The organism is Candidatus Cardinium sp. cByotN1 (assembly GCF_022810525.1).
Lineage (GTDB): Bacteria > Bacteroidota > Bacteroidia > Cytophagales > Amoebophilaceae > Cardinium.
On record NZ_JAACGG010000079.1, the window covers coordinates 1 to 16,573 of the forward strand.

Here is a 16,573-nt window from a genome sequence, read left to right on the forward strand (position 1 = left end):
TAAGCCATAGTGGTGAACAGAAACCCTAGAACAGCCATAGACTTGAAGGCATACAAAAAAATTTAGCACGCAGTAAAAATAATAAAAATAGCTGTTCTTTGTGAAACAATAGCTACTTCATCTTAGCTAGTTGAATAACTATATCTACTTAGCCTATCATCCAAACAGAAAAGCTAATGAAACTTGTATGAAGCTTATTGCTTAAGCACTTCTAAACTAGGTAACTTTCTATCTGCTGCAATATAGGCGAGTAAAGCACTTCCCCCAGTGCAAATGTGGGAAAAATGATTTTCATATCCTATTTGTTTCATGGCAGCAGCAGTATCTCCTCCTCCTACCATACTATAGGCACCTCGCTCAGTTGCCTGTGCAATAGCTTTTGCAATAGCCACTGTACCAGCCAAACAATTATCCCGTTCAAATACCCCAATAGGACCAGCCCATAATATGGTCTTAGCCTTTGCAAGCAAAGTAGTAAAGTGGACTTGGGCAGCTGGACCAATGTCTACAATAGTAGATCCATAGGGTATATGCGTAAGGAGTAGGGTAGATAACTGAACCTCTTTATTCCTTTCAGGAACCATTACAACATCTGTTGGCAACCACAATTTACAATGTTTATGGTGCATCAGCTTATCAAATAACTTAGTGGCGATGGCTACTGCTGGATCATAGTTATCAAAAGAGCCTTGCACCTCTTTTGCATAGAAAAAAGGGCAGATAAGCCCTCCCCCAATCAATATATGATCTACATAACGGATTAAACCTTCAATAGGTTTTGCTTTATCTACCAGTTTATTACCACCCATAATAGCCACAAAAGGAGCTTGGTCTGTGGCAAAAAGTTTATCAATAGCCGCTATCTCTTGTTCCAGCAAATAGCCTGCATAACGCTCTTTAAAGTAAGTGGGCAATAAACTAATAGAAACATGGTTTCGATGAATGGTACCAAAAGCATCATTAATATAAACATCTGCCAGTGCAGCCAATGCTTGCGCAAAATGACTATCCCCTACTGTTTCTTCTTTATGAAAACGAATATTTTCAAATAATAAAACACTACCTGGTTCTAATGTTTTTATACGTTCTTCTACCGCTTCACCTATACAACTAGTTAGAAAAACAACAGGCTGTTGCAATAAACTAGTCAAAATAGATAAAACACCCATTAAAGAATAGCGTTCTTCATAGCCATTTTTAGGTCTCCCAAAATGGGCAAGCAAAATAGCTATGCCACCATCTTTGATTACTTTTTGAATCGTTGGCAAACTAGCTCTAATACGTCGGTCATCGCTAATGGTACCTTGCTCCGTTATCGGCACGTTAAAATCAACCCTTATGAGTACTTTTTTATCTTTAAAAGAAATTCCTTCAATACCAACCATGAAAAGGAAATTAATTTAACTTTAGAACCACTCCAGTAATTTAAAAAATATTTTGGTAGTCCTAAAATAGTTAGGTGTTATATATTAGGCTTATTGCTCAGCTTACTTATGCTAAGCAATTTAGAGCATGTAAATACCAGATCGAAGTACTAATGGCCCAGCATACAGGTTGCAAAAGCAAGTCTATGGCTAGTCTCTAGGTTAAATAGACCTAATGGCAAGAGATACGTTATTTTAGTCTTTTATTTTTTTATATTAGCGCTTTGGCCATGCGCTGGCACAGATAACGCTGCTTTAAAAAGAAGAAAATGCTATGTTATTCCTAATAGAAAACAACTAAAATATCTTTATTTTTTTGCGGCTATTTTGCGTACTACAAAATAAAATAAAGTAAAAACTAAAAGCATAACTTTTGTAAATACAATTAATATGAAAAGTAATATGAAAGCAGTTGCAAGATTTTTAGCTGTAATATTGGCTCTGCTGGCTATAGGTATGCATGGAGGTGTGGTAGTCATACCCATACTTTCAGGATATAAGTTTAGCATGTTATTTATTGCTTTCTTATTCCTATTTGTATCTATAATTCTTTAATAATTAAAGTAAGGAAATAGAGCATTCGTTTAGCAGATAGCTAACCATAGCAAAAAAATTCTCAAACAATGGAATCATTAGCATTGTAAACAATAATTAAAATCATAAAACATAGAATATCAATGACCTATTATACAGAAGAAGGATTAGAGCGCATGAAGAAGGAGTTAAGTTGGTTAAAAAGCGAGGGTCGCATGCGCGTAGCCAATGACCTAGCAGAAGCGCATAAAAAAGGAGATTTAAGTGAAAATGCAGAATATGATGCTGCCAGAGATGCACAAGGCCTATTAGAGGCCAAGATTGCTGCCTTAGAAACTTTAGTGGCCAATGCCAGGGTGTTAAAAGAGAGTGAAATTGACTTATCTAGAATTTCTATTCTTTCTAAAACACGAATCAGAAATAAAAAAACAGGCACAGAATCTGTTTTTATGCTTGTATCACAGGGTGAAGCAAATCTAAAGGAGGGTAAGATATCTATTGAATCCCCTATGGGAAAAGGATTGCTAGGTAAAAAAGTAGGAGAAATCGCCAAGGTTGACACCCCTTCTGGTATCATTGAATTAGAAGTTTTAAAAATCGGGTTAGATCTTTAAAGATTATCTTTATATAAAAGAAGTTGCTGTAATCTTTTATTTCTATTAATTTAGTTGAGGAATAAAAATAATTTTAGAAGTTATGGCTTTACGAATAACAGAGGCATGTATCAATTGCGGTGCATGTGCAGTTGAGTGCCCCAATACGGCTATATATGAGGGCGGAATAGATTGGCAATGGGCCGATGGTACCCAATTGAAAACAGTGGAGATAAAAGGAGCCTTATTAGATGCCACCACACCACAGCCACCTTACGTAGATGATACATTTTATATTGTTACAGATAAATGTACGGAGTGTGTAGGTTTTCATGAAGAACCTCAATGCGCAGCCGTTTGCCCAGTAGATTGTTGTGTATTAGACTTAGATCACCCAGAAACCAAGGAAGAATTACTAGCAAAAAAGCAATTTTTACATGGGTGTTAAAGAGGCTTACAAAAATATTTTATATATAAAATCAATTATACAGTGGAATTACAGAGAGGATCAGATGAAGTTTATTCTAAAAGAGTAAATGCAGGGAAAAGAGTTTATTTCTTTGATATCAAGTCAACCAAAGGAAAAGACTATTACCTAACCATCACAGAAAGCAAGAAAAGAACAGAAGCAGATGGCATGTCTTATCAAAAACATAAAATCTTTCTATATAAGGAAGATGTGAATAAATTTATTCGTGCGCTAAATGAGGTAGTTGATCACCTTAAAACAAATCTAATGGCTGATTATGAATTTGATCAATTTGATCGAAATGGAGAGGGACATCTAAACAAATAGGCTTTTATTCTATATACTCGATTCATGGCTTTAAAATGTGGTCTTATTGGCTTGCCCAATGTAGGCAAATCTATGTTGTTTAATGGGTTATCAAATGGCAATGCGGCTTCTGCGAATTTCCCTTTTTGTACCATAGAGCCCAATGTGGGCGTAGTAGCGGTACCAGATTCACGTATGGAATTACTTGCCGAATTGGCCCATTCTAAAAATAAGATACCTACTGTTATAGAATTTGTAGATATAGCTGGACTAGTCAAAGATGCCCATCAAGGCGAAGGACTGGGTAATAAATTCCTTAGCCATATTCGAGAAGTGGATGCAATTGTACATGTAATCAGATGTTTTGAAGATGAGGATGTAATACACGTAGCCGGTGGTGTAGACCCTATCTTTGACAAACAGATTATTGACCATGAACTCCGGTGCAAGGATATCGATAGCTTAAGCAAAAGGTTGGATAAAATAGGAAAGCTTGCCAAGCAAGGACCTAAAACACAACAACGAAGCTTAGAACTCTTAAACTTCTTTTTAACCGCATTAAAAGAGGGTCGTGATGCACGTACCATTGAAGTAGCTGCAGCAGATCAACCATTGATAGATGATTGGCAACTCTTAACTGCCAAGCCTGTTATTTACTTTGCCAACGTAGATGAAGCCACCATACTGGGAAAAAAGAATCCTCACTTGACTGATTTACAAGCAGCTATTGCTCAAGAAAATAGCAAGGTAATTATGGGTTCTACCGCGTTAGAAGCACAACTCAATGGCTTAAACGATGAAGATAAATCTTTTTTTCTAAAGGAATATAACCTGATAGAATCGGCATTAGATAAACTGATTCAATCAGCTTATGCCTTGTTGCAACTAATTACCTATTTTACAGTAGGGCCACAAGAAGTACGGGCATGGACCATTCAAAAAGGCACCAAAGCCCCTCAAGCAGCCAGCGTAATTCATACAGATTTCCAACGCGGATTTATTAAAGCAGAAGTTATTGCTTTTGAGGACTATAAAACTTATAAAAGTGAAAGTAGCTGCCGTGAGGCAGGCAAACTACGCATAGAAGGTAAGGATTATATAGTCCAAGATGGTGACGTAATGCTTTTCCGTTTTAATGTGTAGGTTTACCTAAACTGCATATATCACATGAACACTCAATGGCGTCAACTTCATGAGGCTATCAGCCTTCTATAAAGGAATGTAGCACACAATAAAGTAAATAAACCATCTGTTTTTCAGTGGATCAGAAAATCATCTGCCTGAAGCCGCTATAGCGGGCTGCGTTTATGATTTTCCCGTTGAAAAACAGATGGTTCAAAAACAAAATTTTTACTGAAGCGCTACATTCCTTTATAGAAGGTCATAATAGCCTAAAAAATGTATTTTACCTATGCGTTATCGTTAAAAAATCATTTGGTAATCAATAAAATATCACCCTTAATTTGACGCCATTGCATGAACACTGCCTACTTTCTTTTAGGATGTACTATAATCGTTACTTTGTTTTGTAAAGAAAGAAAGCCTACCTATCTATTAATAATAATAACCAATTTAGCAGCTTGGTACCAAGGGTTAATCCACACGATCGGGCTTGCTCTTTTGGTGCTATTTACCTCTGCGGGCTATATCTATTTACACTGGCCGCTAAACCAATTCGTAAAGCGTTTATTACCTGTAATGCTATGTGCGTTTATAATCGCAACGGCGCTCCATTGTCTCCCCGGTTTCTTGAGTGTATTGGTGGTCAATCAAGTAAAAATATCACCATTATCCATACCCTTTTCAATCTATCTAAACTTTGATCAGCCTATGGTTATACTCATTCTTTATGCTATGCGTGATCGCTATTGGTCGGACAAAAACCATAGCCTAAGCTATCAAAAGTTAATACAGTATACGCTTCTTCCCTATCTATGTGCTATTCCATTGGTCTTTATGCCCGCTTATCTAAGCGGTCATATAGTATTGGAGCCCCATCTGCCAGATATAATATGGGTATGGGCGATGCATAATTTCTTTTTAGTTTGTATGGGAGAAGAAATCATTTTTCGTGGCTGCGTACAAAACGCATTACAAAATGGGTTAAAAAAATACAGTAGTAAGAGCGGATTATTAGCTATTATCATCACTTCTGCGCTATTTGGTATGACCCATTTTAAAGGAGGACTTACCTATGTTGGCTTGGCAACTATGGCCAGTTGCTTATATGGCTATACTTATTACCAAACCGGTAGCATAGTGTGTTCGATGATCGTTCATTTTGGGTTAAATTTACTGCATATATTGCTATTTACTTATCCTATGGCGATTGCTACCTAAGATCGCTAATAGACCGCTTATAAAACCCATTGCTAATGACATTAGCCATCATTAATAGATAGTTTTTGTCAAGCTATACTCCATCTTAATCGATTAGTTGAATGGACAAAAAAAATAAAGCAAACAAACCACACGATAAATTTTTTAAGCAAACCTTTGGTAGAAAAGACGTAGCATTATCTTTTCTAGAAGCCAGGTTGCCAAAAGAAATTTTCGATCAAATAGACCAAAATAGCCTACTATTGACCAATAGAGAATTTGTGAGCGCTACAGGTAAAAACAGAAATAGTGACTGTATGTTTAAAGCCCTTATTAAGGGTACACAAAACTACCTCTATGTTCACATAGAGCATCAGTCTCAAGAAAATTCATTAATGCTAGTGAGATTTTTAGAGTATAATGCAGCCTTAATCAGACAACATATAAGTGAACATGGAAACACATCTTTACCCGCTATCATAAACATCTGTTTGTACAATGGCAATAAGCCGTATAAAGGTCCTACTAATTTTTATGATTTATTTCCTCATTTAAAACAGGTAGCAAGCTATATGTTTGCAGGTTTTCATTTAGTAGATCTACATATTACAGCAAATGAAGAACTACTCACTTGGAAACAAGCAGCGGGAGCTTCACTAATCCTAAAGCAAGGTATCCATCGGGACTTTTGTAAGTGGCTACCTGACCACCAACAACTATTGCTCAATCTAGAAAAAAAAGGGTATATTCCTTATATTAGTAATATTCTTTGGTATATACTATCAATAGACGATCATACCAATGCAGTTGAATTACTTGATCCAAGATTAAAAGCAATAGCCATGTCATTAGCAGAACGATTCAGGCAAGAGGGTATTCAAATAGGTAAAGAGAAAGGTAAAATAGAAGGTATACAACTCGGAGAACAAAAAGGTAAGCTAGAAGGTAAGCTAGAAGGTAAGCTAGAAGGTAAGCTAGAAGGTAAGCTAGAAGGCAGGTTAGAAGGCAGGCTAGAAGGTAGGCTAGAAGGTAGGTTAGAAGGAGAAAAAGAAAAAGCACGTTCTATAGCTAAGGCAATGCTCCAGGAAGGTGAAGCACTAGAAAAAATTATACGTTTTACTGGTTTATCGTTATCTGATATTAAGATACTTGATTAGTCTATGTATCTGCGTTCCGAAATAATAATCGGATCCCTCGGGTTAATCTTATAAATATTTTTTAGAGAATAGGTTGCTGCAGTAACTTTAAACTATGCCTCTAAATATTTCATACCGGTACCCATTTTTATTCTATTTTTTTGTTTAGTGATTCCGCTCCATGAAGCGTTTTTCTTTTTAAGGTCAGACCCAAAGTACAGGTTACATAAAAAAGAGACGCTAGTCAATTAAGAAAAAGATAGTATATTTTTTTAATCAACTTTATGTCGAACGACTTAGAAAACTATTTACCAACCCAATCCATTTATAATTTAACCGAAAAAGAGTTGCTGCTTTGGCTCGAAGAACGAAGTGAAAAAGCCTTCCGTGCTGCCCAAATTTGGAAATGGCTCTATCAAAAACGAGTGAGTAGCTTTAGTGAAATGAGTGACTTAAGTTTAACGACCAGGTCACTACTGGATGAGCATTTTGTATTAAAAACCATATCAGAAGATAAGGTTCAATATGCTAAAGATGGAACAATCAAGTGTTTGTTCAAACTGAGAGATGGTCATTTAATTGAAACAGTTCTAATGGAACATAACTATGGTCTATCTATTTGTGTCACCACACAAGTGGGGTGTAATATTGGTTGTAGTTTTTGTGCGAGTGGTCTTTTAAGTAAAAAAAGAGACTTAACAACAGGTGAAATAGTAGAGCAACTGATCCACATGCAAAAAAAGTTGGATATAACACAGAAAAGAATTAGCCATATTGTAGTTATGGGTATTGGCGAACCTTTCGATAATTATGACCATGTGTTACGCTTTATACATATTGTTAACCATGCAAAAGGGCTTGCTATTGGTGCACGCCATATTACGGTTTCTACAAGTGGACTAGATCGCAAAATTAAAGCCTTCGCGCATGAAGGCCTACAGGTAAATCTTGCGCTTTCTTTACATGCAGCCAATAACCTACTGCGTACACAGATTATGAAGCTCAACAAAGCTATTCCTATAGAAAAGCTTATGGAAGCCATTGATTACTACTTAAATATAACAAACAGACGCGTAACCTTTGAGTATATTCTACTTAAAGATATAAATGACTTAGAAACATGTGCTTTTGAGCTAGCTAATTTAATTATATCACGTAAGCAACGACATCTGATTCATGTTAATCTTATTCCCTATAATCCTGTAGATGAATTAGATCATTATAAACGCAGTACCCCAAAAGCCATCCATCGTTTTGTTTCCACCTTACGTGCACAAGGGATTTATGCAGTGGTGCGTGGGGAACATGGTACAGATATTGATGCGGCTTGTGGACAATTGCGGAGTAAACAGCTGCAGCCTAAACTAGGCAGCTGATTCAGACGGCTAGTTTTGGTATAAATGATTGAAAAATAGTAACTTGGTTGATAAGGATTCAGCGGTGTAGGATCGCTAACCAAAAACGCGCCCTTGGAAAAAGTTGTAATCAGAAAGTATAGTTTACAGATGAAAAGCAAAATAGTTGTAGGGGGTGATATAGCAAAGCTCCTGTTAAACTCTACTTTCACCATTTTTTTCATCAACGCTTGATTGTTTGGTTACGTTTTGAACAAACAAAAAGTAACATAAAAAGTCATTTTTACCAATTTATTCAACACATATGTAGCTCACATATATCCACTATTTACCAATAAAAGTACCAACATTATGCATAAAACAGTTGTTAATAAAGAAGAAATTTTGGCCTATCATGCACAATTTCCTGCTGGTAAGATAGGCACCTCTGTCACTAAACCACTTCATACACCTCGTGATATCATCACTGCTTATACGCCTGGTGTGGGTACTATTTGTGAAGAAATAGCTGCCTCTAGCGAAAAGGTTTATCAGTATACCAATAAAGGAAACTTAGTAGCTATTATATCTAATGGTACAGCTGTATTAGGGTATGGTGCTATTGGTGCTTTAGCCGCTAAACCGGTTATGGAGGCCAAAGCGATGATCTTAAAAAGGTTCGCTGACGTTGATGCTTTTGACCTTGAAATTGATGCCACTACACCTGATGATGTAATACGAATTATTAAAGCCTTGGCACCTACTTTTGGAGCACTCAACTTGGAAGATATTAAAGCACCTGAATGCTTCGAGATTGAAAAAGCGCTCATCAACCAATTGAATATACCTGTTATGCATGATGACCAACATGCTACGGCTATTGTAACAACAGCTGCTTTATTGAACGCTTTGCTTATTGTCAATAAAGATCTTGCACAGGCACAAATCGTTTTTAGTGGAGCTGGAGCGGGGGCGGTAGCTACCGCCAAACTTTTAATTGCTTTAGGCGCCAACCCAAACCATATGGTTATGTGTGATCGAAAAGGGGTTATTCGTCGGGATAGAGATGACCTAGACGCTATTAAATCACCCTTTGCTACAGATCGTCCCATACATACCCTCCATGATGCGGTTGCTGAGGCAGATGTTTTTATAGGACTTTCCTCTGGTAACCTATTGATGAGCCAAAGCATAGAACGCATGGCCAAAGACCCTATTATTTTTGGGCTAGCCAATCCTTTACCAGAAATTTCTTATCAAGATGCTGTGGCCACCCGGCCAGATGTTATCTTTGCTACAGGACGCAGCGATTACCCTAACCAAGTCAATAACTTAATTGCTTTTCCCTACATTTTTAGAGGTGCCTTAGATGTAAGTGCTTCGGTGATTAATGGCGCCATGCAACAAGCGGCTGTACAAGCTATCCAAAAACTGGCACAAGAAGAAGTGCCTGTTTGCGTTCGTAAGTATTATGGTGGAACGATGCATTTTGGAAAAGAATATCTACTGCCTAAACCGATGGATGCACGTTTGCTTACTACCGTTTCGATAGCTGTTGCACAGGCTGCTATAGATTCTGGTGTGGCTAGAAAGGCTATTCATGATTGGGAAACTTATAGCAGAGGGTTATTAGAACGGATAGAGAAACAAAATTAAAAGCTATGGCCATTTGTACGCAAAGCGCCTCTTGTAAGATAATTGTGATCAGCAATCACTCCTTACGTATCCATTCAGTAGTATGGTAACGCTAAGAAAAAACACGCCTTTGGAAAGAGTTACGATCAGTGCTTGATTTTTTGCTTACTTCTTTATCAAGAAAAAGACTGTTTTTCTATTTCAGCTGTAAGTAAGCCTTACCTTCTAATCGCAACTTTTTACAAGGGGCATGTTTTCTTTTTTGGCGTACATGGCCATTATGATATGAATAGATTGATTACCAAAATATGAAGATATCACTCAATTGGCTAAAGTCCTATATTAATGTTTCTTTAACAGCATCGGAAATAGCTCCGCTTTTAACCCAAAGGGGATTAGAAGTAACCCATATATACCCTACTATTAAAGGTGGTTTAGAGGGACTTATAATAGGTGATATTGTATCCTGCCTCCCCCACCCTAATGCAGATAGATTAAAGAAAACCTTAGTAGATATTGGATCAGATAGGCCATCCACCATTGTTTGTGGGGCCTTGAATGTAGCCGTTGGACAGAAGGTAGTAGTAGCTCCAGTAGGGAGTACCATTTACCATTATGCCAACCAACTGCCTTTTCAAATTAAAAAAGTTAAAATTAGGGGTGTGGTCTCTGAAGGCATGATTTGTGCGGAAGATGAAATAGGCCTAAGCCCAGCACATGATGGCATTCTGGTATTAGAGACCACCTTACCTGCTGGAACCCCTGCTAAAGACTATTTTAAAGAGCTACTAGATGAAATAATAGAGATCGAGCTTACACCCAATCGAGCAGATGCCTGCTCCCACCTAGGTATAGCTAGGGAGCTAAAAGCTATTTTACATCTTCCGACTACCTTGCCATCTATTAAGGCTTTTAATGGCATACCATGTGACTGGCCCTTAAAGATAAGCAGCGTAGATAATACCCTATGTCCACGGTATAGTGGTCTATTAATTAAAAACACCACTATTCAATCCTCTCCTGAATGGCTTCGCAACAGGTTATTACGGATTGGTATAAAACCTATTAACAATGTAGTAGACGTAACCAACTTTGTACTACATGAATTGGGGCAACCCTTACATGCTTTTGATTATGACACCCTTACTGGTCAGTCACTTATAGTTCAACTATGCCCTGCAGACACCTTATTTACAGGGTTAGATGGTGTAGAAAGAAAATTAGCTGGTCATGAGCTAATGATTTGTGATACAACAGGTCCTATAGCCATGGCTGGTATTCTGGGGGGGCTCCGTACACGTATCACGGATGCCACTCGGCATATTTTTATAGAAAGTGCCTATTTTAACCCAGCCGTTATACGTCGTGCTGCCCAATACCATGCCCTGAAAACGGATGCTTCTTTTCGATTTGAACGCGGAACAGATCCCAATATCTCCCCTTATGCGCTAAAAAGAGCGGCACTATTGTTACAAGAACTGATACCATCCGCAACAGCATGCCAAGTAATCGAATATTATCCAAAGCCATTGGCTCATTTTAACATTCCTATTACTTATGCAGAGATTACCCGATGCCTAGGTAAAGCAATTGACCGAAGCACCATCCAACAAATACTAACAGATTTAGAAATAGCTATTGCAGCAGAAACAGATGAAGGCTTTACGGCAAACGTACCACCCTACAGGGTAGATGTAACTAGAAAAGCAGATCTTATTGAGGAAATTGCACGCATATATGGCTATGAGCATATCCCAAACCGCTTAGCGACTACTTACCTATCCCCTGAAAATAGCACAGATAAGGCCTATAAATTAGAAGAAGAAATTAGTAAAATATTGGTCGCCAATGGCTACTATGAAATATGCACGAATTCTTTAACCAAAGAGGCCTATACAACCATAGGTATGCCTCAACAAGCAATCTCTATTCTAAATCCACTGAGCGCATCTACCAATATCTTACGGCCTACTTTGCTCTTTAGTGGACTAGAAGTCATCGCCTACAATCTTGCACGCCGTCAATATGATGTAAAGTTATTTGAACGGGGTACCATCTATCACAAAGGCGATGCATCCTATAAAGAAGCTAAAAGATTAGCCCTTTGGCTCACTGGTCAAATAGAATTACCCAACTGGGTACGCCAACTAGGCCCTATAACATTGCAAAACATACGCACTACTATAGAACAACTGATGCAAAAGCTGGGCCTTATGGATCTATCTTATAGATCAGTAACCCACCCATTCTATAGCCAAGGGGTTGAAGGAGTAGATAAAGAAGTAGTCGTAGTGACTTTTGGTGAAGTCCACCCATCCATTATAGATTATTTTTCCTTGGGACAATCGGTTTTTTTTGCAGATATTGATTGGAACCATTTGTTAAAGATCAGTAGATCTAATAAAGTGTATGAACCTATTTCTAGATTTCCTGCTGTTACCAGAGACCTTTCTTTAATAGTAGATAAAACGATTGTATTTCAAAAGATAAAAGATTTAATTTCCAAGCAGGGACATAAAAATATTCAGGAAGTTCAGCTGTTTGATGTCTACGAAGGGGGCAATCTGCCAGCAGATAAAAAATCTTATGCGATTAGGTTTACGCTACAGGATAGAGACAAAACACTACATGAGCAAGCTATTGACCAAATCATGCATCAACTGATGCAGGCTTTTGAACGTGATTTAAATGTCATTATTAGACAATAAGTCCTCTAAAGAGGATCACCTTGAAATAGAGCGCTTTGAAAAATTACTTAGACAACTACTAGCCTCTTATGCCGAATGCCAAAAACAAATTATAACATTAACAGAGGAAAATAAGAAATTAAAGCATTTATTAGAGACTTCAAAAAGCAATCTATCCACTACACCAAAAAATACCCTTGTTGCATTGGATCAAGATTTAGTACGACAGATTAATCATTATATCAAAGAAATAGATCTCTGTTTAACCTATTTTGAACAAACATAAACATGCAACCACTCTCTATAAAAATTAAGATTAGCGATCGTATCTATCCGATGAAAGTACAACCGGAAGATGAAACCTTTGTAAGAGCAGCCAGTAAAATACTAGCCGAACGGATCAAAGATTATCAAAAAGATTTAGGTATTCAAGATCAGCAAGATTTACTGGCTATGGTAGCATTTGACTGCCTAGTAGGCTATTTAAAAATCCAAGAATCAGACAGCACAAAAGTAAATCAATTGATGGCGAAGATACACCATTGGAGTGATGCTATGGAAGAAACATTGGCTTAATATCAAATCATCCATTCCCTACTGTAGCAGGAGTGTATCTAAAAAAACAGCCCTTGCAATAGAGAGGGGCTGCAAATTTTTACCCAGGGCTTGATTTTTTGTCTACTTTTGTATCAAGCAAAAAGTAATATAAAAAACTTTTTTTGCCAATTGCGTGAAGCAATATATACCCAATTATTATTGGTATAATTTGTAAAATTTAATTATTAAAAATAGATATAAATATGAAAATGAATAAAAAATTACTAACCATAATCTTTATGGGACTATTTAATACTAAGACCTTGGCAGAAATATCTAGTTTAGCATCTAACATAGAGGCATACCTTACTAAAAAGCCAAATATTAGTACCATATACCATGTAGCTACACCCAATAAAGTGCTGGCACAAGGTCCATCTAGTTCTCTTAAAAGTAAAAATAAGCAGATTATAGCACGGAGATTACAGATTCAAACCATTGAGATTACAAAAACAATGACCGCAGCCGCTATTATGCTTTTGCACGAACAAAATAAGTTAAGGCTAAATGATCCTATCATACAACATATACCAGCTCATGATTGGCCTAATAGCCAACCTCCTGCTTGGGCTAACCAAGCCACTATACATCATCTATTAAGCCACAGAACTGGTATGGCTTCATATAGATATAATAATAAATATTATATTGATTTTGATGCAAAAATAGATGAGCAAACTTTTAAAAGAAAAGTATTAGGTTATGCAGCAAATAAAGTGCTTTTTTATGGGATAGACCAAGTTGTTTATGCATCTGCTACAGATTATTTTATCCTTGGTATGATTATTGAAAATATTAGTAAGCAACCATTAAATGTATTTTTTAAAGAAAATTTATTTAAGCCCTTAGATATGCACAATACTTTTTTACCAAGTTTTAAGCAAAACCTTAATGATCTAACTAGTAAAGATAAACAAGTCTCTTATAAGCCTCTACTGCCCTTTGGAGATGGAGGTGTTGTGTCTGCTGTAGAAGATATATACAAGTGGAATATGGCCTTGCATACTATGAAAATAGTAAGCAAAGCATCTTATGATCAAATGACACAAGCACATTCTGCAATAGATACATGTTGCCAATTCTCCGATATTACATTAAATATGCTTAAACAATTAGGTTATAAGGAGCCATGTGCAAAACAAGAATGGGTAGAGGTCAATTATGGATATGGATTGTATATTATACCTTTAGCTTCTAATCGTAAAGAGATTTTATATTGTATTAGTCCAGAATCATATTTTGGTGAAGAAGCCTGGTACCTTCCCACTAAAAACATATCTATAGTTTTAGCGACTAATCAGGCTAAGCCAGAAGAAGAAACAATGAACATGACAAGCAGACTAAGAAATCAAATATTGAATTTGATTTACAAATAAAGAAAGACCTGGGCATCTATTCCTGCTTATTGTCATTAGCTTGAGCTTTTGGTTGAGTATTAGCGGACGCATCAAAGTGATAATGCTTTAAAATAGATACGAAGACATATCCCAATGGAATGCCCAATGAGCCAAATAAATATGAAGCACTCGATTTAACCGATATATCAAGAACGTAACTAAGCCAATTATTATTATTCAAAGTATTATTTGACCTATTATCTAAGTCAGTGTATCGTTCCTTGCCAGAGCCGTAAAAAATTTTTTTACCATAATACCCCGCATAATAACCAAGTTTAGGTAATAAACGATTTCCCCCCCCTTGTACACTTATCGGTATGTAATTTTCTAAAATAGAACAAAGTATGTAATATTCTTGTATCTCTGGTAACCGTTCGAATAGAGATGAGCCAAGCAAAGCTGGAATAGGATAATCTTTATCAAAATTTTTAGTACCTTCACCAATAGCTTGACAAATTTTATTAATATGCATCTGAAATTCCTCACCAAGTTCCTCAGGTGTCTTATTAATAGACTGACGCATTCTCGTGAGAGAATTGGCCCCTCCACATTCATTGATCCTCTTTCTACTAGTACACGCACCTAGTAGTAAGATAGCTATAAACAAAAAAAATTGTATGTGATTACTCTTTAGCTTATTATATTTGTTAATAAGAAAATTTATTGTATATTCCTTCGTATAATTTTTTTTCATAAACTTATTTTATCGTAGCTAACTAAGCTAACTAATTAATATTTTAGAAATATTCTTAGCTATTATTTGCTTGATCAAGCGATTCAAGCTGTCTGAGTGAAGCCATTAAAAAAACAAGGATCAAACAAAATAGCATTATAGAAAGTACCAGCGCGGTATAATTCGTTGCAGCACGAACATAACAAATAGTAAGCATACAGTTAACGAGTCACTTTACAGTAAAGATTAAATAAAATAAGATGTAACCAGTAATAAATTTTTCTGGTATACTTGTATATGCTTTGTACATAAATTTTATGTATCTGCCCCCCAATGGGGTCAACTTAAAAAATTTTTATTGTTTTTTTATTTGATTATAACTCTTTTTTTATATCATTGTATCTACTAATCAATTAAATATATATCTTAAGTTGACGCCATTGTCTGTTTGCCACTTTGGTAAAAAGCATTTTTTATACCACTTTTTGCTTGATAAAAACGTAAGCAAAAAACCAAGCTCTCTGTAAAAAGTTTGGTAAATCACCTATTAGAACTGCAAAAACAGAACGCATCCGTTCAGTGGGTTCAAACAAGCTGTTCAGCACTATAGAGAAAGCTTGTGCTTTTACGGTATTCATTCAGCATTATGACAAGGCTACGCACAAAAAAATCTTTTTTAAAACTTGTGACAAGCAAAAATTGGTATAAAAACTGTTCCGTACCACTGAGCTACAGAAATAACAATGTTGTACAAAAAGCTTGTTTATACCTACACTCTAACGATAGCCTTTAATAGATACTATTCTAGTCGCTAAGCTTGGCTTGGCTAGCCTGCTTTATTACAACTTCTCAAAAAGTCCGTTATTTATTAGGATACTATTACGACGACATCACTAAGCAAATACTACCTATCTAATCGTTAGATTAACAAATAAACTAGACAAATATCTATAATTTATTTGTATTATCCTAATTATTTTAGCAGATTATTTTAGTTCTTGTAAATAGTAGTCCATAAAAACATTTATTTCACAGTTTAGTTTTGTTTACGCGATTAAGAGAATGAATAGTATCTATTCACGACTTGGGTAAGTAACTCACATTCCTTACCGCTATTATATAGATTTTGAGGAATTATCTTTTATGTCCAATGTTTGGAAAACTTTATTATCTTGAACTAGAGCCAATTATGGCATAGTATGTGGTTAATTGTCTCCAAAAAGACATAAATAATAGATACAGTCTAGGATAATTACAAATACATCCAAATTATTATATAAAGCTATTTAAAGCTTTCTATTAAAAAAATCTTGATTGTAAGATCAAAGAAATGGAGTTAAAACGTTTACAACCGTATAGTAATTAAGCAAACAGCGATTTCCATTCATCACTATGGCTTATGCTAGTAAAAAAACGCACCCTTTAAAAAAAGTGCGATCAGCAAGCGGCTTTTACAGATGAAAAGAAAA

General features: G+C 36.1%; 15 protein-coding genes. 13 read left to right on the plus strand and 2 right to left on the minus strand.

What is annotated here, in order from left to right:
* Positions 1-194 precede the first annotated feature (194 nt).
* A complete protein-coding gene (locus tag MUW73_RS02325; RefSeq protein ID WP_243017925.1) occupies positions 195-1,385 on the minus strand; it encodes a phosphoglycerate kinase in 1,191 nt (396 codons plus the stop codon).
* A gap of 429 nt (positions 1,386-1,814) precedes the next feature.
* Between MUW73_RS02325 and MUW73_RS02330 the strand changes: the two genes are divergently transcribed.
* From MUW73_RS02330 to MUW73_RS02390, 13 genes are all read left to right on the plus strand, one after another.
* The gene (locus tag MUW73_RS02330) at positions 1,815-1,979 is read left to right on the plus strand and encodes a hypothetical protein (RefSeq protein WP_243017926.1); all 165 of its coding nucleotides are present in this window, start codon (positions 1,815-1,817) and stop codon (positions 1,977-1,979) included.
* A 122-nt stretch (positions 1,980-2,101) separates the two neighbouring features.
* A complete protein-coding gene (gene greA, locus MUW73_RS02335; RefSeq protein ID WP_243017927.1) occupies positions 2,102-2,572 on the plus strand; it encodes a transcription elongation factor GreA in 471 nt (156 codons plus the stop codon).
* Between the two features lie 82 nt (positions 2,573-2,654).
* On the plus strand, positions 2,655-2,999 hold the full coding sequence (locus tag MUW73_RS02340; RefSeq protein ID WP_243017928.1) for a 4Fe-4S dicluster domain-containing protein: 345 nt from the start codon (positions 2,655-2,657) through the stop codon (positions 2,997-2,999).
* Positions 3,000-3,041: 42 nt separating this feature from the next.
* Positions 3,042-3,347 (plus strand): DUF3276 family protein, encoded by a 306-nt coding sequence (locus MUW73_RS02345; protein WP_243017929.1) that lies wholly within the window; start codon positions 3,042-3,044, stop codon positions 3,345-3,347.
* A 24-nt stretch (positions 3,348-3,371) separates the two neighbouring features.
* On the plus strand, positions 3,372-4,469 hold the full coding sequence (gene ychF, locus MUW73_RS02350) for a redox-regulated ATPase YchF (RefSeq protein ID WP_243017930.1): 1,098 nt from the start codon (positions 3,372-3,374) through the stop codon (positions 4,467-4,469).
* A gap of 333 nt (positions 4,470-4,802) precedes the next feature.
* Positions 4,803-5,666 carry a CPBP family intramembrane glutamic endopeptidase gene (locus MUW73_RS02355; protein ID WP_243017931.1) on the plus strand — a complete coding sequence of 288 codons (864 nt, stop codon included), beginning with the start codon at positions 4,803-4,805 and terminating at the stop codon, positions 5,664-5,666.
* Between the two features lie 101 nt (positions 5,667-5,767).
* On the plus strand, positions 5,768-6,802 hold the full coding sequence (locus MUW73_RS02360; protein ID WP_243575218.1) for an Rpn family recombination-promoting nuclease/putative transposase: 1,035 nt from the start codon (positions 5,768-5,770) through the stop codon (positions 6,800-6,802).
* A 263-nt stretch (positions 6,803-7,065) separates the two neighbouring features.
* Entirely contained in the window at positions 7,066-8,157 is a 1,092-nt protein-coding gene (rlmN, locus tag MUW73_RS02365; RefSeq protein ID WP_243017933.1) for a 23S rRNA (adenine(2503)-C(2))-methyltransferase RlmN, read from the plus strand.
* Between the two features lie 330 nt (positions 8,158-8,487).
* A complete protein-coding gene (locus MUW73_RS02370) occupies positions 8,488-9,771 on the plus strand; it encodes a malic enzyme-like NAD(P)-binding protein (protein WP_243017934.1) in 1,284 nt (427 codons plus the stop codon).
* Between the two features lie 287 nt (positions 9,772-10,058).
* Positions 10,059-12,458 (plus strand): phenylalanine--tRNA ligase subunit beta, encoded by a 2,400-nt coding sequence (pheT, locus tag MUW73_RS02375; RefSeq protein ID WP_243017935.1) that lies wholly within the window; start codon positions 10,059-10,061, stop codon positions 12,456-12,458.
* On the plus strand, positions 12,439-12,723 hold the full coding sequence (locus MUW73_RS02380) for a hypothetical protein (RefSeq protein ID WP_243017936.1): 285 nt from the start codon (positions 12,439-12,441) through the stop codon (positions 12,721-12,723). The genes pheT and MUW73_RS02380 overlap by 20 nt, the downstream gene beginning before the upstream one ends.
* Before the next feature lie 2 nt (positions 12,724-12,725).
* Positions 12,726-13,013 (plus strand): cell division protein ZapA, encoded by a 288-nt coding sequence (locus MUW73_RS02385; protein WP_243017937.1) that lies wholly within the window; start codon positions 12,726-12,728, stop codon positions 13,011-13,013.
* Between the two features lie 230 nt (positions 13,014-13,243).
* Positions 13,244-14,410 (plus strand): serine hydrolase domain-containing protein, encoded by a 1,167-nt coding sequence (locus tag MUW73_RS02390; protein WP_243017938.1) that lies wholly within the window; start codon positions 13,244-13,246, stop codon positions 14,408-14,410.
* 16 nt (positions 14,411-14,426) lie between these two features.
* Here the strand turns inward: MUW73_RS02390 and MUW73_RS02395 are convergent, their stop codons facing one another.
* Positions 14,427-15,125, minus strand: a complete 699-nt coding sequence (locus MUW73_RS02395; protein ID WP_243017939.1) for a hypothetical protein — start codon at positions 15,123-15,125, stop codon at positions 14,427-14,429.
* Positions 15,126-16,573: the final 1,448 nt, after the last annotated feature.

Excerpts from the sequence above, each read along its gene's own strand:
- MUW73_RS02325 (WP_243017925.1), bottom strand. The coding sequence starts at position 1,385 with ATGGTTGGTATTGAAGGAATTTCTTTTAAAGATAAAAAAGTACTCATA.
- MUW73_RS02330 (WP_243017926.1), top strand. The coding sequence starts at position 1,815 with ATGAAAAGTAATATGAAAGCAGTTGCAAGATTTTTAGCTGTAATATTG.
- greA (WP_243017927.1), top strand. The coding sequence starts at position 2,102 with ATGACCTATTATACAGAAGAAGGATTAGAGCGCATGAAGAAGGAGTTA.
- MUW73_RS02340 (WP_243017928.1), top strand. The coding sequence starts at position 2,655 with ATGGCTTTACGAATAACAGAGGCATGTATCAATTGCGGTGCATGTGCA.
- ychF (WP_243017930.1), top strand. The coding sequence starts at position 3,372 with ATGGCTTTAAAATGTGGTCTTATTGGCTTGCCCAATGTAGGCAAATCT.
- MUW73_RS02355 (WP_243017931.1), top strand. The coding sequence starts at position 4,803 with ATGAACACTGCCTACTTTCTTTTAGGATGTACTATAATCGTTACTTTG.
- MUW73_RS02360 (WP_243575218.1), top strand. The coding sequence starts at position 5,768 with ATGGACAAAAAAAATAAAGCAAACAAACCACACGATAAATTTTTTAAG.
- rlmN (WP_243017933.1), top strand. The coding sequence starts at position 7,066 with ATGTCGAACGACTTAGAAAACTATTTACCAACCCAATCCATTTATAAT.
- MUW73_RS02370 (WP_243017934.1), top strand. The coding sequence starts at position 8,488 with ATGCATAAAACAGTTGTTAATAAAGAAGAAATTTTGGCCTATCATGCA.
- pheT (WP_243017935.1), top strand. The coding sequence starts at position 10,059 with ATGAAGATATCACTCAATTGGCTAAAGTCCTATATTAATGTTTCTTTA.
- MUW73_RS02380 (WP_243017936.1), top strand. The coding sequence starts at position 12,439 with ATGTCATTATTAGACAATAAGTCCTCTAAAGAGGATCACCTTGAAATA.
- MUW73_RS02385 (WP_243017937.1), top strand. The coding sequence starts at position 12,726 with ATGCAACCACTCTCTATAAAAATTAAGATTAGCGATCGTATCTATCCG.
- MUW73_RS02390 (WP_243017938.1), top strand. The coding sequence starts at position 13,244 with ATGAATAAAAAATTACTAACCATAATCTTTATGGGACTATTTAATACT.
- MUW73_RS02395 (WP_243017939.1), bottom strand. The coding sequence starts at position 15,125 with ATGAAAAAAAATTATACGAAGGAATATACAATAAATTTTCTTATTAAC.